Consider the following 25,893-nt stretch of genomic DNA (forward strand, 5'->3'; position numbering starts at 1 on the left):
GTTGAATATCGCTTCGATTTTCGACGAGGATTATGCGGAGGCGGCCAAAGGCTGCAACTTGGCGACGCTCCGGTTTTCCGGCCGGAAATCCGCGACGTCGATGCCGTTCTTGCCGACGGTGACGGCGCTGCCATCGGGAATTTCCGCCCAGGCGTCGACATCGTCGTTCAACGGCTCGGAGACGAGGCAATAGCCGGCGCCGACCGGCGAGGCATAGAGCGTCGGCGCCTTGCGATCGGTGGCGTAGCGGATCGCATAGAGCGTATTGCCGTCGGAGAAGGCGGCAGTGAAGCGCAGCAGGATCGAGCCGATGATGTTCTCGGCCAGGTTTTCGACGAAGCCGACCATAGCAGACATCGCGGCGATCGGCGCCTCGCGCAGGCCGAATTGCAGCGCCAGCAGGAACATCAGCTCGGAATCGGTCGTGCCGCTGCGGACATTGAACAGTTCGTCGTCGAGCATCGTCTCCATCGGCCGGCGCAGGCGCTCGAAGCCTGAAATCTGACCGTTATGCATGAAGGACCAGGTATCGTGTGTAAAAGGGTGGCAGTTGTCGCGGCGCGTGCCGCCGCCGGTCGCGGCGCGGACATGGGCGAGGAAGAGCGGCGAACGGATCTGCCGCGCCAGGCTCTTCAGATTGCAGTCCGACCATGCCGGCAGGATATCGCGGTAGCGGCCGGGCTCGGGCCTGTCGCCATACCAGGCGATGCCGAAGCCATCACCATTGGTCGCCGTCTTGGCGCGGGTGGCGCAATGGGACTGCTCAATCAGCGAATGGGCGGGCGAGGACACCAGCTCCTCGAGATAGAGAGGGTCTCCGCGATAGGCTGCCCAGCGACACATGGCTTTTGCTCCGGGACCCGCCGCCGCTTCGGCGGGAATGCTGAAATTGTCGAACGTCAAGGCTAATAACAGCTTAACGCGCGGCCGGTTTGCAAGCGCAAGATGACGGTTTCGTGGCATCAGGCGCGTTCAAATTCAGCAAAGCTCTGTGTTCTTTTGTGAACGGTCGGATCCGCCGAGGCCGGGAATAGACGGGATTTCTGCTTGCATCTCGAAAGAATCGGCCTACCTTGGGTCTATCAGCAACAGAACGAAAGGAAGGTGATCCAATGTCTAATGAGATTTCGGACCTCGTAACGGGCATGGAAGAGGTGATGAAAGCGAGGCAGCCCTCGCTCTAAAACCCGCCTTCCTGGGGCTGCTTTGACAGTCCCGGCCAGTTCGAGGCCAAACTCATGGAAAGGGTCGCTGAGGCGGCCCTTTTTTATTGCCCGATCGCTTTGACGATATGGATAAATGTTGTTACTCATAAAGTCATCCGATGACTTTATGAGTAACAACATGCGTGCGATCAGCAGGACAACTCTCGCCGATGAGGCGATCGAGGCGATCCGCAGTGACATCCTCAGCAAACGCTGGGCGGTCGGCGATAAATTGCCGAATGAAGCCTCACTGTCGGCCATGCTCTCCGTCAGCCGCGGCACGGTGCGCGAAGCGGTACGCGTTCTCGTCTCCCAGGGTTATCTCGAAACGCGGCAGGGTTCGGGCACCTATGTCCGCTCGACCCGCGATGCCGGCCGGCCGCTGACGATGGCCCGGCGCGCCAGCCTGCGAGACCAGTTCGAGGCGCGCCTGGCGCTCGACGTCGAGGCGGCCCGGCTGACGGCGATCCGCAAGACGCCGGAGACGGTAGCGGAGCTTCGCCGGCTGCTTTCCGAGCGCGGCACCTACGACGGCGGCGACAAGGCTGGCTTCATCGAGCGCGACCTCGCCTTCCATAAGGCTGTCATTGCCGCGTCGGGCAACCGGGCGATGGTCGAGATCTATGATTTCTTCTCGGCCTCGATCGCCGAAACCATCGCGGCGACGCTGGGGACGGATATTCCCGAACCGGATATGCAGGCGCATGCCGATATCGTCGACGCCATCGCAACCGGCAATCCCGACACGGCGGACGCAGCGGTCCGCCGCTTCATGGCGCCGGTTCTTGCCGCCCTCGACCGGATGATCCTGTCATGAATGCGCCTTCCAACGATCTCGCCGCCACGCTCGACCCGGCCGACGAACTGCTCGTAGACGCCGAAGCCGGCAGCCTGCCGCCGCCGCAGGCGACACCGGTGGGCGGTGCCGCAGATCGTTTCCTGCTCGGCGCCAGCCTCGTGCTGATCGCCTTCAACCTGCGGCCGGTCTTCTCGAGCGCCTCGGCGCTTCTGCCCGAAATCCGCTCGGAACTTGGTCTCACAGCGCTCGGCGCCAGCCTGCTGACGACGCTGCCGGTCGTCTGCCTCGGGGCCTTCTCGCCGCTGGCGCCGCGCCTTGCCCAGCGCTTCGGCTCGGAGCGTACGCTGCTCGGCGTTGTGCTGCTTCTGGCTCTTGGCACCGCATTGCGCGGGCTTTCCTCCGTGCCGCTGCTCTTCATCGGCACGGCGCTGGCCGGCGCCTGCATCGCCGTCGGCAACGTGCTGCTGCCGGGCTTGGTGAAACGGGATTTCGCCGGGCGCGCCGCGCTGATGACCGGCTTCTATACAATGGCGCTCTGCGCAGGTGCGGCAGGTGCCGCCGGGCTGACGCTGCCGGTCGAGCACGCTCTCGGCGGCTCGCTTGCCGGCGCGCTCGCGGTCTGGGCGCTGCCGGCGCTCGCCGTCGGGCTGATCTGGCTGCCGCAGGTGCTGCGCAGCAGCCGCCATGCAAGGCGAAACGGCTTTCGTGTCGAAGGCCTCTGGCGGGACCGGCTTGCCTGGCAGGTGACGCTGTTCATGGGCCTGCAATCGGCGCTTGCCTATTGCGTCTTCGGTTGGCTGGTTCCCATCTTACGTGAACGCGGGCTTGACGGCGTCACTGCCGGGGCGATCGTTTCGCTCTCGGTAATGGTGCAGGCCGCATCCTGCCTTGTTGTGCCGCATATCGCCGTGCGCGGCAAAGACCAGCGGCTGATCAATGCCAGCCTCTGCGGCGTTGCCGTCACCGCCCTGCTCGGCCTGCTCTTCGCGCCGCTGTCGACCGTCTGGCTCTGGGCGGTGCTGCAGGGCATCGGCCAGGGCGGGCTGATCGCTGCGGCGATGACGACGATCGTGCTGCGCTCGCGCGATCCCGATATCGCCGCCCATCTCTCCGGCATGGCGCAATGCGTCGGTTACCTCCTCGCAGCCATCGGGCCGCTCATTGTCGGCCTGATCCGCGGCTGGACCGGCAGCTTTTCCTGGTGCGCTGTCCTTTTCGTCGCGCTCGGCCTGGGGGCTGCAATCAACGGCTGGATGGCCGGCCGGTCAGTCGAGGTGAATGTCCGCGCAGTGGCGAATACCGGCTGAGCCGAGCCGCTCACTCGCCCATCACCATCTCTTGATGCCGGTCGCCGGTCGCCGATGCTACGCTATTTCTCAGCCTGCATTCGGCACCGCGGAGGAGAGACCGTGCGCATAGGAAGCCTGTTTCTGCTAGCCGCGCTTGCGGCGCTTCTCGCCCCTGGCCTTTCGCCGGCGCAGGAGAGCCGTGAAGGCCGGGGCAATATCCAGAGCGAGGCGCGCGACGGCGTGCTGAAGCTGCTGCCGCCCGATTCGGTCACGGAACACGAGCTGACGATCGGCGATCGGAAGATCGCCTATGCCGCGACCGCCGGCACGCTCGATCTCTTCGGCCAGGACGGGGCGCCGACCAGCGCGATCTTTTACACCGCCTATGTCGCAAGGGATCGCGGACCGGATCGGCCGCTCACCTTTGCCTTCAACGGCGGGCCAGGCGCCGCCTCAGCCTTCCTGCATCTTGGGCTGGTCGGACCCAAGGTTCTCGATTTCGGGCCTGAGGGCCGCGACGGCGCCAATGCGAAGCTGGTCGACAACCCTCAAAGCTGGCTCGATTTCACCGATCTCGTACTGATCGATCCGATCGGCACCGGCTGGAGCCGGACGGTCAAGGCCGACGACGCTTCCAACTATTACAACGTCAATTCCGACGCCCAGAGCATCGCCAAGGCGATCGCGCTCTATATCGCCCACAACAACCGCTCGAACTCGCCGAAATATCTTCTCGGCGAAAGCTATGGCGGCTTCCGCGCCGCCAAGGTCGCCGCCGTGCTGCAGGAAAGCCAGGGCATCATCGTCGCCGGCGCGGTGATGCTTTCACCACTCCTCGAAAGCCAGCTGATGTTCGATGCCGATCAGTTCGCGCTCGGCGCCGCACTCGAGCTGCCGTCGCTGGCGGCGGCCGAACTCGACCGGCACAATGCCTTCGACGAAGAGACGCAGCGCGAGGCCGAGACCTTCGCGCTCGGCGATTACCTGACGACGCTGGCCGGGCCGCCGCCGACAGGCGCCAAGGCGGCCGCCTTCTATGGCAGGATCGCCGAGCTGACCGGCATTCCCGAGGATATCGTCGCGCGCAACCGCGGCTTCCTCGGCAATTCCTTCGTCAAACATTCCGACGGAGGCAGCGGCGCAGTGATGAGCCCCTACGACGCTTCCTTTGCGGCACCCGATCCTTACCCGGAATCGGACTACGACCGCGGCGACGACGCCATTCTCGACGGCTTCACCCGCGCCTATGGCGGGGCCTTCGCCGACTATGCCCGCAACGAGCTCGGCTTCAAAACGGAGCTGACCTACACGCTGCTCGACAGCGATATCAGCCGGCGCTGGGGATGGGGCAGCGGGCGCGGCGGCGGATCGCGCCTGCAGGCGAGCGCCACCGACGACATCAGGCAATTGCTCGCCGCCAACTCGGCCTTCCATCTGCTGATCGCGCACGGCTACAGCGACCTGGTGACGCCTTACAGCGTCAGCCGCTATGTCGTCGATCATCTGCCGCCTTCGCTCGCCAATGGCCGCGTCGGGCTGGAACTCTATCGCGGCGGCCACATGTTCTATACGAAAGCCGACCAGCGGGCCGCCTTCACGGCGGATGCGAAAGCTTTCTATGCCACCCGCCCGGCTGGCCCGCCGGCCGATTGAGGAATGCCGATGCATATATCAGGAGGATGCCATTGCGGAGCGATCCGCTATCAGGCGGAAATCGATCCGGAGCGGGTGTCGATCTGCCATTGCACCGATTGCCAACGACTGACGGGCTCGGCCTATCGCGTCACCGCACCGGCGCGGTCGGAAAGCTTCGCGCTGATTAAGGGCGAACCTCGCGGCTACATGAAATATGGCGACAGCGGCGGCCTCAGCCGGCAATTCTTCTGTCCAAATTGCGGATCGCCGCTCTATCGCACCGACGGCGAAGACAGCACGATCGGCATCCGCCTCGGCAGCATCGACCAGCGGCGGGACCTGACGCCCAAGAAACAAATATGGTGCCGATCGGCCCTGCCCTGGGTGCGGAATATCGAGCCGCTGCCGCGGTTCGACGGCGAGGACTAGAGCAACTCGTGCGCAGCGTTTGTGTTCGGAATTCAAAAGGGGATAGCATTTTCGTCTTACGCAGAAAAAATGGGGAAGCCCGGTTACTTCGGAGACTCTGCGGCTGGCGATCGGCAACGCCGGTCGGTATCGGCACTCCGGCTAAATGGACAAGGCAATATAGCTGCTTGTGCCGGGCGCGATCGGGATGGATCTGCGCAGCCGGCCGCAAGCGCTGCCGGCTCGCAATTCGGACTTTCAAAAGAGCCGGCTTCACGCGCGGCTAAATGTATTCTCCTCAACCTTCTGAAGCGGCAGGAGCTCCATCGGCCGCTCGCTGTTCTCCGAACGTGTGGCACAACGATGAGCCAGTTCGCAAGTCTGCACGCTCGTCCTTTTCGTTTTTCGCCCAGAACAGTACCGAGCGCGACTATCCCGGCGCCGCGGGCCTGCCGCTTGTACTCAGTGAGGTAGGGAATGCGAATGTATTCGCTGGCGAAGAAACTGAAAAAGGCAAAATTCGAAGCAGACTCCCTCCCTTAGCTCGAACTGGCTAAGTGCACTTTAAATCAATTTGTAGTATATACAGCATAGAGGGGGATTTGTGAAGAACGCAAGATGCGATTCTCCGAATTTCTATGACTCATTCTTGCATCTCTTCGGAAATAAACTTTGAGTTGTTGTATGACAGCCTCAATGTATAGGCTTTGGTCCGAGTACAGTTGCGACTTTAGCCCTACTACCCCCAATTGAGAAGCGCCGGGCTCCCGCGACGAAATAGGTCGCCAGTCGAGAGCCGGCAGGTTCAACGCGCAAGGGGAAAACCTGGAATGTCTCGCCACCCAGGCGTGTATCCCTATGCAATTTTGAGGGAGAATTTCCATGGCACTCGACATCACAACCCAGGACCTCGTCATCGACGAGACCCCCAATGCGCAGGACGACGATATCAATCCGTCGCTTGCGCCGCATAGCACCAACACAACTCTGCAATATATGTTGGGCCGCGATGGCTCAGGCGGGCTAGCCTCACCTGAAGTCGCCTACCAGTCCGACTTCGTAGTCGCCTCGGCGAGTGCAGGGGAGACCATCACGAAGGTGATTCTCACGCAGAGCGCGTCCGGGACCCCGTTTTCCACCACGGTCGGCGTCAACAGCGGCATTCGCACGGTCGATGGCAATTATGTCTGGCTGTTCCAGGACCCGACGCATGCAAACGTCGTGATCGGTGTCATTGGGACCTCCGACCCGAGTGCAGAGCCCGCCGAGACCGGGGCTCTCGCCTTCTCGCTCGGGCTGATCGGCACCACCGCCACCAAGGCCGACCTGTACACCGTCCAGTACGTGCCGTTGTTCCATCTCGATCCGACCAGTGCCGACGACCGCATCGATCTGACCAATAAAGTGTTTGCGTCGGTCGCTGGGACCAGCAACATCAGCTTTACCGGCGACGATGCCCATTCCGGCAGCAATCAGTTCAACTTACTCAGTTCGCCTGATGACGCTTCCAAACAGTTGCTGGTGACGGGGCTCGTAAGATCGAGCCAACTCGACCCGAACAGCGCGCTGGTCAACAGCGAGTGCAACGTGAGTGAGCAAGGTTTTGGTGTCGATAACCAGAGCATCAACCCGGATACCGATGGGCAAAATCAACCTTTGGGACGTGAAGTGCTGCAAGTCGATTTTGTGACAGGCGGCACCACGCCCAGCGCCGGTGATGGCGCCGACATCGCATATGGCAGCCACCTCGACAACATCCTGCAGGCCGGCTTCATCATCAACCAGATCACGCCGTCTACTCCGACTGAACGGGTGGACATCAAGATCAGCGCTTTTGACGTTCAGGGAAACGAGCAGGGCTCGGACTTTTTTAACGGCAGCCCGACCACTCCCGTGAACATCACCAGCCTCACATTGACGGGTGCGTCAGCCTTGACCACCATCACCGCTGATGGCACCTATGCCACAGCAGGCGGCAACGTCACCGTAACCGGGCTCAGCGGGACCGGGAATGTCGTGACCATCACCGGGCTCGACAACATCACCACCGTCGATTTCACCACGAGCAGCCAGATGGATCGGCTTCATGTGGAGGCAATCGATGCGACCGAAGGGCTCGACATCACCGAGATCCATTACGCACAGCAGACCACCAACGCCTACAATGAAGAAGTCGGATCCTTCATCAACTTCGACGATGACGGGCCGGCGATCACGGCAGTTGGCACTGCACCGCAGGTGACAGTCGACGAGACCGACCTGGCGACCAACGCCACCGGCAACTTCGCGACCGCCTTCACCCCGACTCCCGGCGCTGACGGAGCCACCTTCACCTATGCGCTCGGCATCAGCCAGGTCACCAATGTCAGCGGCCTCACCGATACCGCAACCGGCCAGTCCGTGCTGCTCTTCCTCGAAGGCGGCAATGTGGTCGGGCGCGCCGGAGCCGGTGGACCTGTTGTCTTCACCGTCAGCGTCAGCACTGCCGGCGTCGTCACCCTCGACCAGGCACGGGCGGTCGTCCATGCCAATACCAGCAATCCGGACGACAGCCGAACCTTGGCAGCTGCCGACCTTGTCACCCTGACCGCAACCATCACGGACGGTGACGGCGATCCCGCCTCGGCCACCCGCAATATCGGCCAGAACCTTAACTTCGAGGATGACGGACCGTCAATCAACGCAAACGGCACTGCACCGCAAGTGACAGTCGACGAGACCGATCTGGCGACCAACGCCACCGGCAACTTCGCGACCGCCTTCATCTCGACTCCGGGGGCCGACGGCGCCACCACCACCTATGCGCTCGGCGTCAACGTGAACACCAATGTCAGCGGCCTTACCGATACCGAAACCGGCGCGTCCGTACTGCTCTTCAAGGAGGGCAGCAATGTGGTCGGGCGGGCCGGAGCCGGCGGGCCTGTTGTCTTCACCGTCAGCGTCAGCGCTGCCGGCGTCGTCAGCCTCGACCAGGCACGGGCGGTCGTCCATGCCAATACCAGCAATCCGGACGACAGCCGAACCTTGGCAGCCGCCGACCTCGTCACGCTGACGGCAACCATCACCGACGGTGACGGCGATCCCGCCTCGGCCACCCGCAATATCGGCCAGAATCTCAACTTCGAGGATGACGGGCCGACGATCTCGGTGCCGTTTGACGGCGACCCCGTTGCCGCAGGTATCCAGCACGAGACCCTGGCGAATCTGCTCAACGCCTCGGCCAGCGGCGCCTTCGGCTATAATATCGGCGCGGATGTCCACCCGGCTGCATTCTACACTGGTGGCGGGTCCGACTTTGTCGACCAGGATGGCGTGACGGGCGGCGTTCAGATCGGACTGACGGGCACAATCATCGGCGGCGGCGGAGGCAATCTCCTCACTTCCAATGTAACGCTGGCGTCGGAGAGCCTCACCTCCGCGACGTTCAACTTCACTTTCACCTACGACAGGGATCCGGCGGCCGGCGTCCAGGCGGGCACGGCGGGCGGCACCCTCGTCTTCGACAAGGCCGCCGACACCTATACCATCAACTTGACCGACCCGCTGGAAGGCTTCAGCTTCGACATTCTGCACACCAGCGAGCTCCTCTCCAAGGAGCCGACGAGCAATACCGGCCATCCGCAGGTCGTGCTGGAACGGCTGCAGGCGGATGATTCGACTACGCCTGCCGATGAAGACTTCTACGTGCAATTCACCGGCAACCTGGTCAACAAGGCCAACCCGTTCGGCCTGACGAGCAATGGCGAGGGCTCGTCCACTGACACCACCTTCACCCCCGGCATCATTCACGACATGGTGAGCAACAATAATGAGACCTGGGTCTCTGCAACACAGAGCACCAACGGTGTCGCCGGTGACACGATCCAGAAAGACGAACTGCTAACCTTGCGGTTCTTCAACAGCAATGTCGGCATCGCCACCGAAGCCACCACACCGACGGCGACTGCCGGGGCAATGGCCATCAAGTTCGACGGCATCGGCAACAGCGAGGATCTGATGCTGATCCTCAACCTCATCGATGTGAACGGCGCCGACAACATCGCCGGCAACGGCGACGACAATGCCACGATCACGCGGGCCATGTATGTGTCGAACGCCGACATCTACAAGACTGGCCAGGTCCCGGCTCCCTACAACAGCGAGTTCACGCTCGACAATAATGACGGCCTGGTGATCGTCGAGCAGAACGACTACAACGCGGCCGGCGAAGACTACGTGATGCAGGGCGTGCAGATCATGCAGTCGGGCAACGGGATCACCGGCAACAATACCGCTATCGACCTGGTGAGGACGACCGGCGCCGGCGGCGGCAGCAATGCGACCGGCGCTCTGGTGAACTTCGACGCTACCGACAACGACGTGCTGAAGATCACCGACCTCGGCTTCACCTCGACTGTGACGCAGGCGCCGGATGCCAACCTCGACTTCGCCTTCCAGGTGGTCGACGCGGACGGCGACCAGACGGTGATGCAACACATCCTCGTCGACGTCACGTAACACCTGATCAGCGGGGGCAGCAAAGCTGCCCCCGCCTTCGCATGACGCGTCATCTCAAGTACCAGAGATAAAATAGATGAAGAACAACCAGCCGCCCCCGGCGCTTCAGGTGGTGATGAAAGAAGCTAGACGGGCTATCCGGCCGCTTATCTGGTTCAGCGGCGGCATCAACGTGCTGATGCTGACCGGGGCGCTTTACATGCTGCAGGTTTATCACCGCGTCTTGTCCAGCCACAGCCTCGAGACGCTGCTGATGTTATCGCTGATGGCGGCAGGCGCACTTGCGGCCATGGCGGGGCTGGAGGTGGTGCGCGGTCGCCTTCTGGCAACCGTCGGAGCGTGGATGAACGCGCGGCTGGCGCCCGTTCTGCTGACGGCATCGGTGGAATACGCCGCCTCGGCGCCCGGCCAAGCCAATGCCCGCCCGCTGCGCGACCTCGATCAGGTCCGGAATTTCTTCACCAGCCCGAGCATCTTCCCGATCCTCGATGCGCCTTGGGCGCCGCTGTTTTTCGCCGCCATATTCTTCATGCATCCCTGGCTGGGCTGGCTGGCGCTGTCGGGCGGGGCGGTGCTGTTTGCGCTGGCCCTGCTCAACGAATGGCTGACCCGCAAGCCGTTGACCGAGGCGACCAGCGCACAGTCGCGGGCCTACACCCAGGCCGAGGCAGCGATCCGCAACGCCGAGGTCGTGCAGGCAATGGGCATGCTGAAGCCGCTGCTCGAGGGCTGGAAGGTGCAGCAGGACGAGGCAAACAGGGGCCAGGTCATCGCCGCCAACCGCGGCGGCATCATCTCGGCCATTGCCCGTTGCCACCGGCTGGCTCTGCAAATAGGGATATTAGGCCTCGGAGCCTATCTCGTCCTGCGCAACGAGGCTTCCCCGGGGATCATGGTCTCCGCCTCCATCCTGATGGGCCGCGCGCTATCGCCGGTCGAGCAGGCAATCGGCACGTGGAAGGCGACGGTCGGCGCGCGTGCCGCCTACCGGCGTCTCACCGCCGTCGCCGGCCAGCACCCCGAGGCCACGCCGGTTCTGGCACTGCCGCGACCGACAGGCCGGTTCGAGGCCGACAATATCGTGCTTGCCCGACAGGGCGGCGAACATATTCTGAAAGGGATCAACTTCCGTCTCGAGCCGGGTGAATCCATGGCTTTGATCGGCCAGAGCGGGGCCGGCAAGACCAGCCTGGCACGCATACTGGCCGGGGCCTGGCGCCCTTCCGGCGGGCGGGCCTTGCTCGATGGCATGGATGTCGCCCAATGGGCGGCGGAGGACCGCGGTCATCATGTCGGCTACCTGCCCCAGGACATCGAGCTTTTCGCCGGGAATGTCTGCGAAAATATCTGCCGCTTCGCGACGGTCAGCCCCGTGGTCTTCGACAAGGCGGTCAAGGCAGCGCGGCTGGCGGGCGTCCACGATCTGATCAAAGGGCTGCCGAGGGGTTATCTGACCGAGATCGGCGAATCCGGCGCGGTGCTGTCGGGCGGACAGCGCCAGCGCATCGGCCTGGCGCGAGCGCTCTACGGCGATCCGGCGCTCATTATCCTGGACGAGCCCAACTCGAACCTCGACCGAGAGGGTGAGGAGGCCTTGATCGCAGCGCTCGGCACGGTCAAAGCGGCGGGCACGACCGTTATCCTGATCGCGCACCGACCGAACATCATGGAAACCGTCGACAAGATACTGGTCCTCAACCGCGGCCAGCAGGACCTGTTCGGTCCGCGCGACCATGTCTTCAATGAACTCGCCGCACGCGTCCGCAAGGTCGCACAGATGCCGACGATCGTGGCGAAGCAGCAAGGAACGAAACAGCCATGACGGACATGAAGGTCGTCCCGTTACCGGTTTCGCCGCCCGCTGCCCCAGTCCCCCTGCGTCTCACAGGCGTAACGGTCACAGGCTTCGCGATCATCTTCCTGTTCTTCGGCATGGCCGGGGGCTGGGCGATGCTCGCGCCGCTGGACAGCGCCGCGGTGGCGCCTGGTGTCATCAAGGTGGCCGGCGACCGCAAGCTTATCCAGCATCTGGAGGGCGGCATCATCGCCGATCTGAACGCCGCCAATGGCGATATCGTCAAGGCGGGCAAGGTGCTCATCCAGCTCGACGGCACGCAGGCGAGGACGAAGCTCGACCTGCTCCAGAACCGGATCGCAACGCGTGAGGCGCTGGCCGCGCGCCTGCGGGCCGAGCGGGACGACAAGGCCGAGATCGAGTTCGATTCGGCCTTGCTGGCAAACCCGACCAAGTCGGCAATGGACGCGGTGGCGGCCCAGCGCGATGTCTTTGCGGCGAAGCACCACAATCTGCAGGACGAGCGGGAAATCCTCAGCCAGCGCCGGCGTCAGACCCAGGAAGAGATCACGGGACTGCAGGAGCTGATCGTCACCGAGGACAGGCAGATCGAGGTGTTCGAGGGGGAAACCAAGGACCTTGAAAGTCTCCTCAAACGCGGCCTTGTCACCCGCGAGCGGTGGCTGCTGCTCAGACGGCAGCAGCGGGAGGTCGAGGGGGAACGCGCGACCAATGTCGCGGCAATCGCCCGCGCCAGGAGCGCCATGGCCGAGATCGACATGCAAATCCTCAATCTCAGCACCTTACGGCTGCACGAGGCGGTCGAAGAGCTGAGCAAGGTCGAGGCGGAACTGGTCGATCTCAGGCAGGAAGAGCGGGCTGCCAAGGACGTGCTTGCCCGCACCAATGTCGTCGCACCCGTTGACGGCATCGTCATGGACCTGAAGGTCCACACAACAGGCGGCGTCGTCAAACCCGGTGAGACGTTGATGACGGTCGTGCCGCTCGGACAACAGCTCGTGGTCGAGGCCATGGTCCGGCCGGAGGATGTCGAGACGATTGCGCCCGGACAGCGCGCACGCGTCAGCTTCCCGGCCTTTGCCCGTTACAACCTGCCGCCCCTCGAGGGCGTCGTCGAGATCGTCTCGGCCGACCGGATGGTGGAAGAACGCAGCGGGGCGCCCTATTTCGCCGCAACCGTGCTGATCGACAAGAGCGAACTTACCAAGCTGGAGGGCCGCAAGCTCATGCCCGGCATGTCGAGCGAGGCATTGATCCGGACGGGTGCCCGCACCGTTCTTTCCTATCTGGCCGAGCCGATCACCCAGAACTTCCGCCGGGCGATGCGGGAAAAATAGCTGCAGGCGAGGATTGAGGGGCACCGGCGGGGAAATGCCGCCAGCTATTCCTGTGCCGGCAGATCTGGCCAGCTGTCGGTAACGCCGGCCTGGACTGGACGCTCCAGATAGGTGGAGAGGGCGATATAGCTGCGGGTGCCGGTGACACCTGGAACGGCATGGATCTGCGCCAGAAATGCCTCCAATGCCTGCGGGCTGGCAGTGCGGACCTTGAAGAGAACGCTGGCGTCGCCGGCGACCGAATGCATTTCCTCGACCTCTGGGAAACGCAGGACCTGCATCAAGCGCTCGCTCTTGCCCCATCCGGCCGCCTCCACATGCACAAAGGCAAGCAACGGCTTACCCAAAGCTGCGCCATCCAGCGCAGCATGAACACCCTTGATGGCGCCCGATTGCTTGAGCCGGCGCACACGCTCGTGCACGGCCGGCGCCGACAGGCCGACCGCTTCGCCAAGCCTGGCGTAGCTCTGGCTGCTGTCGGCGGCGAGCGCGGCTAATATTCTTCGGTCGAATACGTCGATGACCGGCTGCTGAGCACGCCTCTGCCGAAGATCCTCGGTATTTTTCCTCATTCGGCAGATCCCCCTTTCTGTCGAAGAATAATCACCGATACTGGCATTCTTCAACAGACTATTCGGAGGAATAGAGATCATGGAAATGATCGGGCGCAATCCAATGACCGGGATCTATCCGGCAAGCCCTGACTACATCCATGCGCTGGAGGTCAAGCAGCCCAGCCGGCTGCTCTTCGTCAGCGGTACGATGGGTCTCGATAAAGCGGGAATGGCGGCGGCCGATCTGGACGGTCAGTTGGCGCTTGTCTGGGCCAACCTGCGCACGATCCTCGCCTCCGCCGAAATGACAGTCGACAATATCGTGCGGCTGACGAGTTATCTCCGCGACGGCGCCTTTATGGAGGCAAACCAGAACGCCCGCCTCCGGGCGCTTGGCGGCCGCGCCGTGCCGACCACCGCGATCATCGTCGAAACGCTGCGCGACGACTGGCTCGTCGAAATCGAGATCGTCGCCGCCGGCTGAGGGCCAGGGCCATCGCACCCGAAGCTGCGATGGCCACACGATTCAGGCCGCCTGCTTCAATAGGCCGAGAGCTTCGGCCAGATCGACTTCACCGAGGAAAGCGCCGCTGCTTTTCGCTTCCTGCCGATGCTCGATCGCATGGGCGAAACGCACGGCCGGCTCCTGCTGCATGCGCTCATGGAGGCGATGTAGGCCGGGAAACTGGCGTCGGTCGACCACCTTGTGAAAATCGTTCCAGCGGGCGATGCCGACGAAATAGGCATCGGCCAGGCTCGGGCCGTTGCCGACAAGCCATTCGCGGCCAGCAAGCAGATGCTCCAGCGTGTGATGCGCCTTTTCGACCGCGGCGGTGCCGTAGGCCGTCAGCGCCTGCTCGTCCTGTGGCTCCATTGGATGTTCCAACGCATACCAGAGCGGGCCGAAGGCTGCGAAGAAACTGGTGTTGAGGAAGGCGAGCATCTGGTTCTGACGATCGAAATCCTCCGACCCCTGGGCAAAGCCCAGACCGCTGCCGATCGCACGGGCGCCGATATGATTGAGGATCGCCATGCTTTCGCTGATCGTCCTGCCATCCTCGAGCAGCAGCGACGGCGTCTCGCCGACTGTATTGATCTGCTTGTATTCATCGGTGGAGACCACCTCCGGCATCTCGACGCGGCAGAGCCGATAAGGCAGGCCCGACCATTCCAGCGCGACGATCGAGCCGAAGGAGCAGCCCTGAGGGACGCCGTAAAACAATATGGGTGACATCAGTCGTTCCTTTCAAAATTGAACCTGTTTAGACAGGATCAATGTGAAGACGTGGCCGATCATACGGTAGAGGCTATAATTGCGTCGCAATGTCCACATATCTGGAAGATAGCAATGGCGCTTTTCAACCTCAACGATCTGCATCTCTTCGTCCAGGCCGTCGACAGCGGCAGTTTTACCGCCGCCGCGAGACATCTCGGCATGCCGAAATCGACGGTCAGCAAGCGGGTCGCGGAGCTGGAGCGGCGCCTCGGCGTGCGGCTGATCCAGCGCACGTCTCGCAGCTTCGCGCTGACCGATCTCGGGCGCGAATTCTTTCAGCATGCCCAGGCCTCGATCATCGAGGCTGAGATGGCCGAGGGCATCGTGCGGCGGCATCTGGCTGAACCGGCCGGCAGCGTTCGCCTGACGGCCTCGGTGCCGACGGCGCAGTTCACCTTGACGGAGCATCTGCCGGCGCTGACGGCGCGCTATCCGAAGCTTCGGCTTTCGGTGCATGTGACCGACCGTTTCGTCGACATCGTGCAGGAAGGTTTCGATATCGCGCTGCGCAGTCATCGCGCGCCGCTGCCGGATTCGGCGCTGGTGCAGCGCAGGCTCGCCAGCCACCAATTCCATATCCTCGCCTCGCCGGACTATCTCAGCGCCCATGGGCAACCGCGCCGGCCCGAGGAGCTGGCGGAGCATGCCACGATCATGACCAGCCTGACGGAAGACCAGTGGCGGCTCTTTTCCGACGGTGGCGACGAGGCTCTCGTCACGCTGCAGTCCGTGATGGCGGCGGATGAGCCCTATGTGCTGATGGAAGCGGCAGCGGCCGGGCTCGGCATTACCTGCCTGCCGACATCGGTCTGCCGGAAGGCGCTGGCCGAAGGGCGGCTGGTGCGGGTGCTGCCGGAATGGACGGCCGGCAGCATCGAGACGACGATCCTGATGCCGCATCGGCGCGGCCAGCTGCCGGCGGTGCGCGCCGTCGTCGATTTCCTGGCGGAACGGCTGACCGGATGATGATCACGCCGCCTTGGCGGCGTGATATTCCTTGATGGCGACCATCCTGATCGCCGGGTAGCGCTCCGCCTCATAACGCAGCGAGAAGGCATCCTGGGCGAGGAAGACGGGATCGCCGTCGAGATCGCGGGCGATATCGCCGCGTTTGACGGTGAGGAATTTTTCGAGATCGGCCGGCTGATCGGCGGAGATCCAGCGGCAGACGGAGAAACGCGACATTTCGAAGGAGACCGGCAGGCCGTATTCGGCCATCAGCCGCTCCTTCAGGACGTCGAGCTGCAGGGCGCCGACGACGCCGACGATCGCCGGCGAGCCGTCTTCCGGCGAGAACAGCTGGACGACGCCTTCCTCGGCCATCTGCTGCAGGGCTTCCTTGAGCTTCTTTGCCTTCATCGCGTCTTCAAGACGCACGCGGCGCAAAATTTCCGGCGAGAAGTTCGGCACGCCCTGGAAGACCAGCGATTCGCCTTCGGTCAGCGTATCGCCGATGCGCAGCGTCCCGTGATTGGGAATGCCGACGACATCGCCGGCATAGGCGGTGTCGGCGAGCTGGCGCTGCGAGGCGAAGAAGAATTGCGGCGCCGTCAGGCCGAGTTGCTTGCCGGTGCGGGCGAGCCTCGCCTTCATGCCGCGCTCGAGCTTGCCGGAGCAGATGCGGGCAAAGGCGATGCGGTCACGATGGTTGGGATCCATATTGGCCTGGATCTTGAAGACGAAGGCCGTCATCTTGTCGTCGGTCGCGTGCACGGTCCTGGTGTCGGCGACCTGGTCACGCGGCGGCGGCGCGAACGCGCCGAGCGCGTTGATGAGATCACGAACGCCGAAATTGCGCAGCGCCGAGCCGAAGAAGACCGGCGTCATATGCCCTTCCAGGAAGGATTCGCGGTCGAAGGGACGGCAGGCCTCGATGGCGAGCTCGGTCTCATCGATGAAGGCCTGGCGCTCGTTTTCCGGCAGCCTGTCGGCGACCGTCCGCGGGCCGTTGACCGGCGTCGTCTCGACTTCGGTGTCGGAACCGCGGGCGGTGCTGTTGGCGAGATGATAGGAGCCGCAGAAGGTTTTCGAGCGGCCGATCGGCCAGGTGATCGGCGCCGTATCCAGCGCCAGCTTCTCTTCCACCTCGTCGAGGATCTCGAAAGGATCGCGGCTTTCGCGGTCCATCTTGTTGATGAAGGTGATGATCGGGATATCGCGCATGCGGCAGACTTCGAAGAGTTTGAGCGTGCGCGGCTCGATGCCCTTGGCGGCGTCGATGACCATGACGGCGGCATCGACAGCCGTCAGCGTGCGATAGGTGTCGTCGGCGAAATCCTCGTGGCCGGGCGTGTCGAGGATGTTGAAGACATTGTCGTTATATTCGAAGGTCATCACCGAGGTGACGACGGAGATGCCGCGCTCGCGCTCGATCTTCATCCAGTCGGAGCGCGTCTGCATGCGGTCCTTCTTCGCCTTGACTTCGCCAGCCAACTGAATGGCGCCGCCGAACAGCAGCAGCTTTTCGGTGAGGGTCGTCTTGCCCGCGTCCGGGTGGGCGATAATAGCGAATGTGCGGCGGCGGGAGACCGCCTCGGCGAGACTTTCGGCCATATTATGAATCCTGTGGAATTGCCGCGTATCTAACGATTAAAGCCCGGCATTGCAATTGACCTCGGCGCTGCGGGCGCAAACTAATGGGCCATGACCATTCATCACGATATCAGCCCGACGCTGAACCTGATCCGCCTGGCCAGTGGCGAAGGCCTTGACCTGCCCGCCTATGAAAGCAAGGGGGCGGCCGGCATGGACCTGCGCGCCGCCGTCGACGGCGATGCGCCGCTGACGCTTGCCCCCGGCAAACGGGCGCTGGTGCCGACCGGCTTCATTTTCGAGATCCCCGAGGGTTTCGAGGGCCAGGTGCGGCCACGCTCCGGCCTTGCCTTCAAGCACGGCATTACCTGCCTCAACTCACCCGGCACCGTCGACAGCGACTATCGCGGTGAGGTGAAGGTGCTGCTCGCCAATCTCGGCGAAGAACCCTTTGTCATCGAGCGCGGCATGCGCATCGCCCAGATGGTGATCGCGCCGGTGACCCAGGCACGGGTGGCCGAGATCACGGCGGCAAGCGAAACCGCGCGCGGCGCCGGCGGCTTCGGCTCCACCGGCGTGTGATGACGAGGCGCCTCGACAGTGCAGGCCTCACCTTCCGGCAGGAGTATTTCGGCGACCCCGCCGGTTGGGCCGCGTTGGTTCGTCTGCTCCAGGATATTTTCGGCCTCGATATCGGCCCGCTGCAACAGCTTGGCGGCCCCGATCCGAGCAGCATGCCGTTCGGCTGGTTTGACGCCGGCGGCGAGCTTGCGGCCAATCTCTCGGCCTTTGCGCTGCCCTTCGTCCTCAACGGCAGGATCGTCCATGCCGCCGGGCTGCAATCGGGCGCGGTGCGGCCTGAGTGGCGCGGCCGCGGGCTTTATCGGGATCTGACGGTGAAGGCGCTCGACTGGTGCGAGCGGCAAGGCTTCGAAACCATTCTCCTCTATACCGACAAGCCGTCGCTTTATGAGCCGTACGGTTTTCACGCGATAGCGCAGCATCGATACTGGGGAAGAGCACCCGCCCCTTCGATTTCAGCCGGCCCCGCCCGGTTGCTTGCGCCGACCGACACGGATGATCTTGCCCTGCTGCGATCGCTACTGGAAAGACGAAGCCCGGTTTCGACGACGCTTGCGGTGACGGCCAATGCGGCGATGTTTCTTATCAATACTCAGCTTGATCCCGATATCCGCGTCAGCTTCCTGGAAGACCAGCAGGCGATCATCGCGTGGAAGATGGATGAGGGCTGCTTCAGCCTGCTCGATGTCGTGGCGACGGAGATCCCGCCGCTTGCCGAAATCCTCGGTGGACTCGATATCGCTTCCGCCGCCGTCGAGGTGCTTTTCCGTCCCGACAAGCTCGACTGGACGGGCGCTCCGCAGCCGTCTGGAAGCGGCACGGTGCTGATGCTGCGCGGGCTCGGCGACGACGCCCCGCATTTTCCGGCGATGCTCTCGCCGATGGCCGATTTCTAACCATTTCGCGATCTACTTTCCGCGTGACAGCGGCGGCAGGCGGCGCTTGACCGGCGAGGCTTTGATCATCGCGGTGTTGGTCTCGGCGCGTTCGGCGACCCTGTCCAGGAGGCCGTCGAGTTCCGCCATCGAGCGGATGACCAGGCGGGCGATAAAACAATCCTCGCCGGTCACCTTGTCGCATTCGACGATTTCGGGAATCTCCTGGATGAGCCGCTCGACGATATGCAGCTGCCCCGGCAGCGGCCGCACGCGGACGATCGCCTGCAGGGGATAACCAACGGCGGCGGGATCGAGATCGATGGTGAAGGCCTTGATGACGCCGCGCTCCTCCAGCCGGCGCAGACGCTCGGCAGCACTCGGCGAGGAAAGTCCCACCTGCTGTGCCAGCTCCTTCAGCGAGATCCGGGCATTGCCGGCCAGCGCTTCGAGAATGGCCTGATCGATTTCATCAAGCGGCTGGGCATCGTTAGGCATGAGCTTAACTTTTCCTTTTATTATTAGGCTAAGTCGCCGAAGTTCATTCCTATCTTTATATAATTTTGCTTGCCGCCGCAATATTATCATTTCACCAAAACGGAGGCGATCATGAGCGGCGACATCAAAAGAGGCACGGCGGAAATGACGGCAGCGATGCTGATCTCGGGGACGATCGGCTGGTTCGTCGTCATGTCGGGCCAGCCGGTCAGCAGCGTGGTTTTCTGGCGCTGCCTGTTCGGGGCGCTCACCCTCCTTGTCATCTGCGGCGTTCTCGGGCTGCTGCGGCCCCGGATCATTACGCTGCGCGCCTTCGGCCTCGCCGTCTTCGGCGGCATCGCCATCGTGTTGAACTGGTTGCTGCTCTTCGCCTCCTACTCGCATGCGACGATTTCGATCGCTACCACCGTCTATAACACCCAGCCCTTCATGCTGCTGGTGCTCGGCGCGCTGTTTCTCGGCGAGAAGATCACCGCCGCCAAGCTGTTCTGGCTGACGCTCGCCTTTGCCGGCATGATAGCGATCGTCCAGGCAAAACCGGGCGGAAGCGGCGATACGTTCGAAAGCTACGGCCTCGGCATCCTGATGGCGCTGGGCGCCGCCTTCTTCTACGCGCTCGCAGCGCTTGCCGCGAAGTGGCTGAAGGGCACGCCGCCGCATCTGATCGCGCTGATCCAGGTCGCAACCGGCATGCTGATGCTGGCGCCGATGACGGATTTTTCGCAGCCGCCCGCGGATGCCGGAAGCTGGGCAATCCTCGTTTCCATCGGCGTCGTCCATACCGGGCTGATGTATGTTCTGCTCTACGGCGCCATCCAGCGGCTGCCTACCCATCTGACCGGGGCCTTGTCCTTCCTCTATCCAATCGCCGCGATCCTTGTCGACCGGCTGGCCTTCGGCCACGCGCTGCAGCCGATGCAGATCGCGGGCGCCGCCATCATTCTTTTGGCTGCCGCCGGCATGAACCTCGGCTGGACGCCGCGCTGGCTGCGACCGCGGGCACTTCAAGGCTGACGGCAGCGGGACAGGCACAGGGCGGCAGGCATTTCTTCTGGTGATGGACCCATCAACGCCGGCCGATTGATTGGCACGGCTTGGCGGATATAAAACAGCTGGGAAGAAGGAGCCCACCCATGAGCCTTGCCGCCTTGCTTGCCTATGCCGGAGCGCTGTTCATCGCAGCCGCCATTCCCGGACCCGGGATTACCGCCATCGTCGCCCGCGCGCTCGGTTCGAATTTCCGCGAGACCTTCTTCATGGGTCTCGGCCTGGTGCTCGGCGATATGACCTATCTCACCGCCGTCATTCTCGGCCTTGCCTTCGTGGCGCAGACCTTCACCGAGGTCTTCCTCATCATCAAGATCGCCGGTGCCCTCTATCTCGCCTATATCGCCTGGAAGCTCTGGACGGCGGGGCTGCTGCCGCAGGACATCGCCGCGAAGAAATCCAGCAATATCGGCCTGTCCTTCCTTTCCGGCCTGCTGGTAACGCTCGGCAATCCGAAGACCATGCTCTTCTATGTCGCGCTGGCGCCGACGCTGATCGATATCGGCAATATCAGCCTCAGCGACTATGCGATGCTGCTTGCCGTCACCTTCGTCGTGCTGCTTGCCGTGCTCGTGCCCTATATGCTGCTCGCCTCGCGGGCCCGCACGATGCTGAAACAACCGCGCGCCCTGCAGACGCTGAACCGGGTTGCGGCCGGCATCCTGGCCGGCACGGCCGCCTTCATTGCCACGCGGGCGGCCTGAAATAAACATCCGCCAAGAAACGGTTTTCAAAGCTTTTTTTCTCCGCGTCCGGCTCCGCCGGCATCAACGCGGGCTGGCCTCATTCGGCCTTTGCCCCTATTCTCCTTTCGATTTCAGGGACCGAAGTCCAAAGGGAGGCACCCATGTCGCACAAGCCCGGCCGCGGCCGCATCTACTCCTCGATCACCGAGACCATCGGCAACACGCCGCTCGTGCGCTTCGACAAGCTGGCGCGGGAAAAGGGCGTGGTGGCCAATCTGATCGGCAAGCTTGAATTCTTCAATCCGATCGCCTCGGTCAAGGACCGCATCGGCGTGGCGATGATCGAAAGCCTGGAAGCGCAGGGCAGGATCACTCCCGGCAAGTCGGTGCTGATCGAGCCGACCTCCGGCAACACCGGCATCGCCCTCGCCTTTGCCGCCGCCGCCAAGGGCTACCGGCTGATCCTCACCATGCCGGAAACCATGTCGGTCGAGCGCCGCAAGATGCTGGCGCTGCTCGGCGCCGAGCTGGTGCTGACCGAGGGCGCCAAGGGCATGAAGGGCGCGATTGCCAAGGCCGAGGAACTGGCGGAGTCGCTTCCCGACGCCATCATTCCGCAGCAGTTCGAAAACCCCGCCAATCCCGAAATTCACCGCAAGACGACCGCCGAGGAAATCTGGAACGACACCGACGGCACAGTCGACATCCTCGTCTGCGGCATCGGCACCGGCGGCACCATCACCGGCGTCGGCCAGGTGCTGAAAAGCCATAAGCCCGAAATCCAGATCATCGCCGTCGAGCCCGCCGATTCCCCGATCCTCTCCGGCGGCAATCCCGGCCCGCACAAAATCCAGGGCATCGGCGCCGGTTTCGCGCCGAAAATCCTCGACACCGGCATCTACGACGAAGTCGTCACCGTGACCAACGACGAGGCCTTCGAACAAGCCCGCTTGGTCGCAAGGCTGGAAGGTGTGCCGGTCGGCATCTCCTCGGGTGCGGCACTGACCGCAGCGATCAAGGTCGGCAGCCGGCCGGAGAATGCGGGGAAGAATATCGTGGTGATCATCCCGTCCTTTGCGGAGCGGTATCTGTCGACGGCGCTGTTTGAGGGGCTCGGGAGCTAAGATCCCCACCGGAGATCGGTGAGAGCCCCTTCATCCGCCTGCCGGCACCTCTCCCCGCTGGCGGGGGCGAAGGGGACATGCTGCGGACTCTCGGTCCTCACAAATGTCTCGCATGGCACGTCCCTCGCGCCGTTTTTAACGGGGAGAGGGTGAGGAGGCAATTATTGGGCGCGGAGCGGATAGCGTTGCCCTGCCCGAGCACCTGCGCCGGCCAAACGTAGCAGATCCTCGGCACAAGGCCGAGGAGGACGCCAAGTGAAGAGCGAGGTTACCGGAACACCGTCGGGGTACACAAGTCCTTCCTTACTCAGTGATCTGAGCTCTATGACCAGGCGGTCAATCCTCATCGACCGATACCGTCAATTGCGTGTCTAGTCCCGCTTGGGAAATTGACGACATATGGGAATTGAGAAGCTTCAACGTGTAACCTGCATCCGACTGTGCTCGGCTAATGCATATGAAAATATCAGCATAACCGCTCTCCACTCCGGGCACTGACAGGACATTTTGGAAGTTTTTTCCAAGGGTGCCTACCAGTTTTGCAAGCGCTTCACTCACGTCGTAACTCCTAAGCGGAGCGGACAGCGTCCACATACCGGTTCGGGCTCGCGCCGTCGCACCACTTGCCAACAATCTTTCGTCGCCAGTTTTCCACTGGGCGTCAGGTTCGACACCTAAAAACTGCGTCAGATTCTCTGGATTAAGATCCTCACCGTGAAAATATATGGATACTGATCCGATGTTCTCTGATTTGGTCATCTGAGGTTCCGATCGCTTTGTCGTCTGGATTTGCGATGGGGGACTCGGGCGCGACCTGAGCCAACCAGCGTCTGACAACGTCTGCGTAAAAACGACGGGACAACTCACATAAGTCTGAAAATTACGAACGAAGATCGACTTTCGATGCCGCCAGATTGGATCAGGCGGCTGATTACTCAAGCTTCTGTGATGCGAAGGGTTTTGCAAACCACCGCCGTTGATGTGCCATTGACGAAGCCTATCACGGACAAAAACTGTGACCTATCTCGATTAATAATTTTCTTTATATCCTCCTCGAGATATTGGAGGTCCGCCCCCTCTGAAATAATGCGTTCCATCCCGCATCTACCGACTGCGAAGCCGGCACATTTTCAACGCTCCAGATGAAAATGTATCATTAAACCTCCTCCGAATCCTCTGGCGTGTAAGTGAGCTTGATAGGTAAGTCAGTCATGGCATAGTGCACAAATTGATCGCCGAGTGCGGTAAGTTCGTAGCTCTCACTGTCGTCAAAGGCCGACTTCTGTAAGTTACTAGCTGTGCCCGGCCGGCTCTTGGGGCGTGTACTCTTGAGGAAATTACCAGCGTAATCCGTTTCGCGATGTTGCCTGATGATCCCACCGGTCGAGAGATCTCGGATCAGCAGCCGAAACAAGTCGGCCTCGGGAGAATCCTCTCTTACTGGACCCCTTCCTAGACTTTCCCATATGCCACCTCGAGTAATGCCGCTTTGATTGTAGATCTTCCCAATCACCGCGAGATGAAGGTCGGACAAGCTCTTAATCCAATCGAGAAATAGACGAACGACGTCATCGCTGCACACGGTCGAAGACGCAGCATTCGCGAGTAAGTTCCTCACCATCGATCGCTTTTCATCGCTCTCAGCGCCAGCCCATTCTCGGAAGGATTTGCGAAGAAGCGACTGGAAATCAGGTGATTGAATTCGATCGGCGATCTGCTCATCACGAAGATCAAGCCGCTGCATAATCTCAACAATCGTCTTTTGCTTTTCCTCCATCTCAGCACGAAGCATTTCGACCCAATGCCGAAAAAAATCATTCATTCGGCCTTGTTCGTGCTCACCCCACGCTGAGGCAGCAGCCGAGATCAAGCCGCCCGCAAGCGGTATGAGCCCACTTATGGAATTCAAGGCACGGCGGGTTAACTTACCGTGCTTGGCGCCTTCCGGAAATTCATCAGGGAAAGTAGTTTCAGCCATCGGCGCACCTAAAATCAACTAGGACGATTATGGCATTCAGATGCGCGAGTTGAAGGTGCGCAACTTATAAAACACAAGATTCTCCCACAAACACCGAAGCAGCAAGGCCAGACGCTATCTTTCCACGGCGCTGTTCTAGGGTTTCGTGCTGTCTCTACCGGAAGCCTTCCGATCATCAATCCTACAAAGTCTAGGACCTTTCGGCGCCCCTATTTGGCTATGCCGCCGCCGTCAACCTCTCCCCCGCGATCCTGTAGGAGATTGCCTCAGCCAGATGCAGGCGGCCGACCGTCGGTTTGTCGTCGAGATCGGCAAGCGTGCGGGCGACCTTGAGGACGCGGTGGTAGCCGCGGGCGGAGAATTTCATTTTTTCGGCAGCGTCGCGCAGCAGCTGCAGGCCGCCGGTGTCGGGTTCGGCGAACCTCTCGATCATCGCGGTGGAGCAGCGGGCATTGGTGCCGATGCCCTTGGCGCCGGCCGCCTCGAAGCGTTCCTGCTGGCGTTCGCGGGCGCGGGCGACGCGGCGGGCGACGTCGGCGCTGGCCTCAGCCGCCATCGGCCGGATGAGGTCAGCGGCGGAGACGGCCGGCACGTCGATGCGGATATCGATGCGGTCCATCAGCGGGCCGGAGATGCGGGCCTGGTAATCGCTCATGCAGCGCGGACCGCGGGCGCAGGTGTGGCCAGGCTCGCCGGCCATGCCGCAGCGGCAGGGGTTCATCGCGGCGATCAGCTGGAATTTCGCGGGATAGGAGACGCGGTGATTGGCGCGGGCAATGACGCATTCGCCGCCTTCGAGCGGCTGGCGTAGCGCGTCCAGCGCCTGCGGCGTGAATTCCGGAAATTCGTCGAGAAAGAGCACGCCGTGATGGGCAAGCGAGGCTTCGCCGGGACGGGCGCGCAGGCCGCCGCCGACGAGGGCGGCCATGGTGGCGGAATGATGCGGGGTGCGGAAGGGCCGGCGGTCGGAAAGCTTGCCGCCGGAGAGCTCACCGGCGATCGAATGCACCATCGAGACCTCAAGCAGTTCGGCCGCCGAAAGCGGCGGCAGGATCGACGGCAGCCTTGCCGCCAGCATCGACTTGCCGGAGCCGGGAGGGCCGACCATCAGGAGATTATGGCCGCCGGCGGCTGCGACCTCGAGGGCGCGCTTGGCACTTTCCTGGCCTTTGATCTCGGCAAGATCCGGCAGGTTGGCGGCATTGGCGCGGATCGACGCCTCCGGCCTCGACAGCACCTGGGTGCCGCGGAAATGATTGGCAAGGGCAATCAGGCTGCGCGGGGCGAGGATATTGACGTCGGCGCCGGCCCAAGCGGCCTCGGCGCCGCTTTCGGCCGGGCAGATCAGCCCCTTGCCGAGCGCATTGGCGCCGATCGCAGCCGGCAGCGCGCCGGCGATGGCGGCGATCGTGCCGTCGAGGTTGAGCTCGCCGACCACGACATATTCCGACAGCGCATCGGCGGGAATGGCGCCGAGCGCGGCCATCAGCGCGAGTGCGATCGGCAGATCGAAATGCGAACCTTCTTTCGGCAGATCGGCGGGCGCCAGATTGACGGTCACCCGCTTGGCCGGCAGCGCCAGGCCGGAGGCGTGAAGCGCGGCCTGCACCCGCTCGCGGCTTTCGGCCACCGCCTTGTCGGGCAGGCCGACGATCTGCATGCCGATCTTGCCGGGCGCGATCATGACTTGAACCTCGACCGGCACGCCTTCTATGCCCTGGAATGCCACCGTACTGACACGCGCGACCATATGCC

At 62.7% G+C, this 25,893-nt stretch carries 22 protein-coding genes; 14 read left to right on the forward strand and 8 right to left on the reverse strand.

Annotation, left to right across the window (positions count from 1 at the left end; genetic code table 11):
• Window positions 1-30: 30 nt before the first annotated feature.
• On the reverse strand, window positions 31-843 hold the full coding sequence (locus EFR00_RS22170; RefSeq protein ID WP_077991234.1) for a class II glutamine amidotransferase: 813 nt from the start codon (window positions 841-843) through the stop codon (window positions 31-33).
• Between the two features lie 501 nt (window positions 844-1,344).
• Between EFR00_RS22170 and EFR00_RS22175 the strand changes: the two genes are divergently transcribed.
• From EFR00_RS22175 to EFR00_RS22205, 7 genes are all read left to right on the forward strand, one after another.
• Window positions 1,345-2,022, forward strand: a complete 678-nt coding sequence (locus tag EFR00_RS22175; RefSeq protein ID WP_009989661.1) for a FadR/GntR family transcriptional regulator — start codon at window positions 1,345-1,347, stop codon at window positions 2,020-2,022.
• A complete protein-coding gene (locus EFR00_RS22180) occupies window positions 2,019-3,311 on the forward strand; it encodes a CynX/NimT family MFS transporter (RefSeq protein ID WP_077991238.1) in 1,293 nt (430 codons plus the stop codon). The genes EFR00_RS22175 and EFR00_RS22180 overlap by 4 nt, the downstream gene beginning before the upstream one ends.
• Window positions 3,312-3,413: 102 nt before the next feature.
• Window positions 3,414-4,946 (forward strand): S10 family peptidase, encoded by a 1,533-nt coding sequence (locus tag EFR00_RS22185; protein WP_077991243.1) that lies wholly within the window; start codon window positions 3,414-3,416, stop codon window positions 4,944-4,946.
• 9 nt (window positions 4,947-4,955) lie between these two features.
• The gene (locus EFR00_RS22190; RefSeq protein ID WP_009987135.1) at window positions 4,956-5,357 is read left to right on the forward strand and encodes a GFA family protein; all 402 of its coding nucleotides are present in this window, start codon (window positions 4,956-4,958) and stop codon (window positions 5,355-5,357) included.
• A gap of 861 nt (window positions 5,358-6,218) precedes the next feature.
• The gene (locus tag EFR00_RS22195) at window positions 6,219-9,833 is read left to right on the forward strand and encodes a DUF5801 repeats-in-toxin domain-containing protein (RefSeq protein WP_077991244.1); all 3,615 of its coding nucleotides are present in this window, start codon (window positions 6,219-6,221) and stop codon (window positions 9,831-9,833) included.
• Window positions 9,834-9,909: 76 nt separating this feature from the next.
• Complete coding sequence (locus EFR00_RS22200; RefSeq protein WP_077991245.1) at window positions 9,910-11,655, forward strand: type I secretion system permease/ATPase; 1,746 nt, start codon at window positions 9,910-9,912, stop codon at window positions 11,653-11,655.
• Window positions 11,652-12,986: an HlyD family type I secretion periplasmic adaptor subunit gene (locus EFR00_RS22205; RefSeq protein ID WP_077991246.1), complete on the forward strand. Its 1,335-nt coding sequence runs from the start codon at window positions 11,652-11,654 to the stop codon at window positions 12,984-12,986. Before EFR00_RS22200 ends, EFR00_RS22205 begins: the two co-directional genes overlap by 4 nt.
• Before the next feature lie 44 nt (window positions 12,987-13,030).
• On the opposite strand, the gene EFR00_RS22210 is transcribed toward EFR00_RS22205, so the two are convergent.
• Window positions 13,031-13,612 (reverse strand): Lrp/AsnC family transcriptional regulator, encoded by a 582-nt coding sequence (locus EFR00_RS22210; protein ID WP_039622992.1) that lies wholly within the window; start codon window positions 13,610-13,612, stop codon window positions 13,031-13,033.
• 25 nt (window positions 13,613-13,637) lie between these two features.
• Between EFR00_RS22210 and EFR00_RS22215 the strand changes: the two genes are divergently transcribed.
• Window positions 13,638-14,024 carry a RidA family protein gene (locus EFR00_RS22215; RefSeq protein ID WP_077991248.1) on the forward strand — a complete coding sequence of 129 codons (387 nt, stop codon included), beginning with the start codon at window positions 13,638-13,640 and terminating at the stop codon, window positions 14,022-14,024.
• A gap of 42 nt (window positions 14,025-14,066) precedes the next feature.
• Here EFR00_RS22215 and EFR00_RS22220 read toward each other — a convergent pair whose 3' ends face one another.
• Window positions 14,067-14,774 carry a glutathione S-transferase family protein gene (locus EFR00_RS22220; RefSeq protein ID WP_077991249.1) on the reverse strand — a complete coding sequence of 236 codons (708 nt, stop codon included), beginning with the start codon at window positions 14,772-14,774 and terminating at the stop codon, window positions 14,067-14,069.
• A gap of 114 nt (window positions 14,775-14,888) precedes the next feature.
• On the opposite strand from EFR00_RS22220, the gene EFR00_RS22225 reads away from it, so the two are divergent.
• On the forward strand, window positions 14,889-15,782 hold the full coding sequence (locus EFR00_RS22225) for a LysR substrate-binding domain-containing protein (protein WP_077991250.1): 894 nt from the start codon (window positions 14,889-14,891) through the stop codon (window positions 15,780-15,782).
• Between the two features lie 3 nt (window positions 15,783-15,785).
• Here the strand turns inward: EFR00_RS22225 and EFR00_RS22230 are convergent, their stop codons facing one another.
• Window positions 15,786-17,369, reverse strand: coding sequence for a peptide chain release factor 3 (locus tag EFR00_RS22230; RefSeq protein WP_009994942.1), 1,584 nt, complete (start codon window positions 17,367-17,369; stop codon window positions 15,786-15,788).
• 90 nt (window positions 17,370-17,459) lie between these two features.
• On the opposite strand from EFR00_RS22230, the gene dut reads away from it, so the two are divergent.
• Both dut and EFR00_RS22240 read left to right on the forward strand, forming a co-directional pair.
• Window positions 17,460-17,930 carry a dUTP diphosphatase gene (gene dut / locus EFR00_RS22235; protein ID WP_009994943.1) on the forward strand — a complete coding sequence of 157 codons (471 nt, stop codon included), beginning with the start codon at window positions 17,460-17,462 and terminating at the stop codon, window positions 17,928-17,930.
• Complete coding sequence (locus EFR00_RS22240) at window positions 17,930-18,826, forward strand: GNAT family N-acetyltransferase (protein ID WP_077991251.1); 897 nt, start codon at window positions 17,930-17,932, stop codon at window positions 18,824-18,826. Before dut ends, EFR00_RS22240 begins: the two co-directional genes overlap by 1 nt.
• A 12-nt stretch (window positions 18,827-18,838) precedes the next feature.
• Here EFR00_RS22240 and EFR00_RS22245 read toward each other — a convergent pair whose 3' ends face one another.
• Window positions 18,839-19,303: an Lrp/AsnC family transcriptional regulator gene (locus EFR00_RS22245; protein WP_009996823.1), complete on the reverse strand. Its 465-nt coding sequence runs from the start codon at window positions 19,301-19,303 to the stop codon at window positions 18,839-18,841.
• 111 nt (window positions 19,304-19,414) lie between these two features.
• Here EFR00_RS22245 and EFR00_RS22250 point away from each other — a divergent pair, with 111 nt between their 5' ends.
• The 3 genes from EFR00_RS22250 to cysK all read left to right on the forward strand — a co-directional run bounded on the left by EFR00_RS22250 (window position 19,415) and on the right by cysK (window position 22,160).
• Window positions 19,415-20,317 (forward strand): DMT family transporter, encoded by a 903-nt coding sequence (locus tag EFR00_RS22250; RefSeq protein ID WP_009996822.1) that lies wholly within the window; start codon window positions 19,415-19,417, stop codon window positions 20,315-20,317.
• A 119-nt stretch (window positions 20,318-20,436) separates the two neighbouring features.
• Complete coding sequence (locus tag EFR00_RS22255; protein WP_009996821.1) at window positions 20,437-21,054, forward strand: LysE family translocator; 618 nt, start codon at window positions 20,437-20,439, stop codon at window positions 21,052-21,054.
• Between the two features lie 143 nt (window positions 21,055-21,197).
• Window positions 21,198-22,160 (forward strand): cysteine synthase A, encoded by a 963-nt coding sequence (gene cysK / locus EFR00_RS22260; protein ID WP_009996820.1) that lies wholly within the window; start codon window positions 21,198-21,200, stop codon window positions 22,158-22,160.
• A gap of 336 nt (window positions 22,161-22,496) precedes the next feature.
• On the opposite strand, the gene EFR00_RS22265 is transcribed toward cysK, so the two are convergent.
• The 3 genes from EFR00_RS22265 to EFR00_RS22275 all read right to left on the reverse strand — a co-directional run bounded on the left by EFR00_RS22265 (window position 22,497) and on the right by EFR00_RS22275 (window position 25,888).
• Window positions 22,497-22,919 carry a DUF4279 domain-containing protein gene (locus tag EFR00_RS22265; protein ID WP_009996819.1) on the reverse strand — a complete coding sequence of 141 codons (423 nt, stop codon included), beginning with the start codon at window positions 22,917-22,919 and terminating at the stop codon, window positions 22,497-22,499.
• Window positions 22,920-23,316: 397 nt separating this feature from the next.
• Entirely contained in the window at window positions 23,317-24,138 is an 822-nt protein-coding gene (locus EFR00_RS22270) for a hypothetical protein (protein WP_077991252.1), read from the reverse strand.
• Window positions 24,139-24,355: 217 nt separating this feature from the next.
• Window positions 24,356-25,888, reverse strand: coding sequence for a YifB family Mg chelatase-like AAA ATPase (locus tag EFR00_RS22275; RefSeq protein ID WP_077991253.1), 1,533 nt, complete (start codon window positions 25,886-25,888; stop codon window positions 24,356-24,358).
• Window positions 25,889-25,893: the final 5 nt, after the last annotated feature.

The organism is Rhizobium sophoriradicis, assembly GCF_003939025.1.
Taxonomy (GTDB): Bacteria; Pseudomonadota; Alphaproteobacteria; order Rhizobiales; family Rhizobiaceae; genus Rhizobium; species Rhizobium sophoriradicis.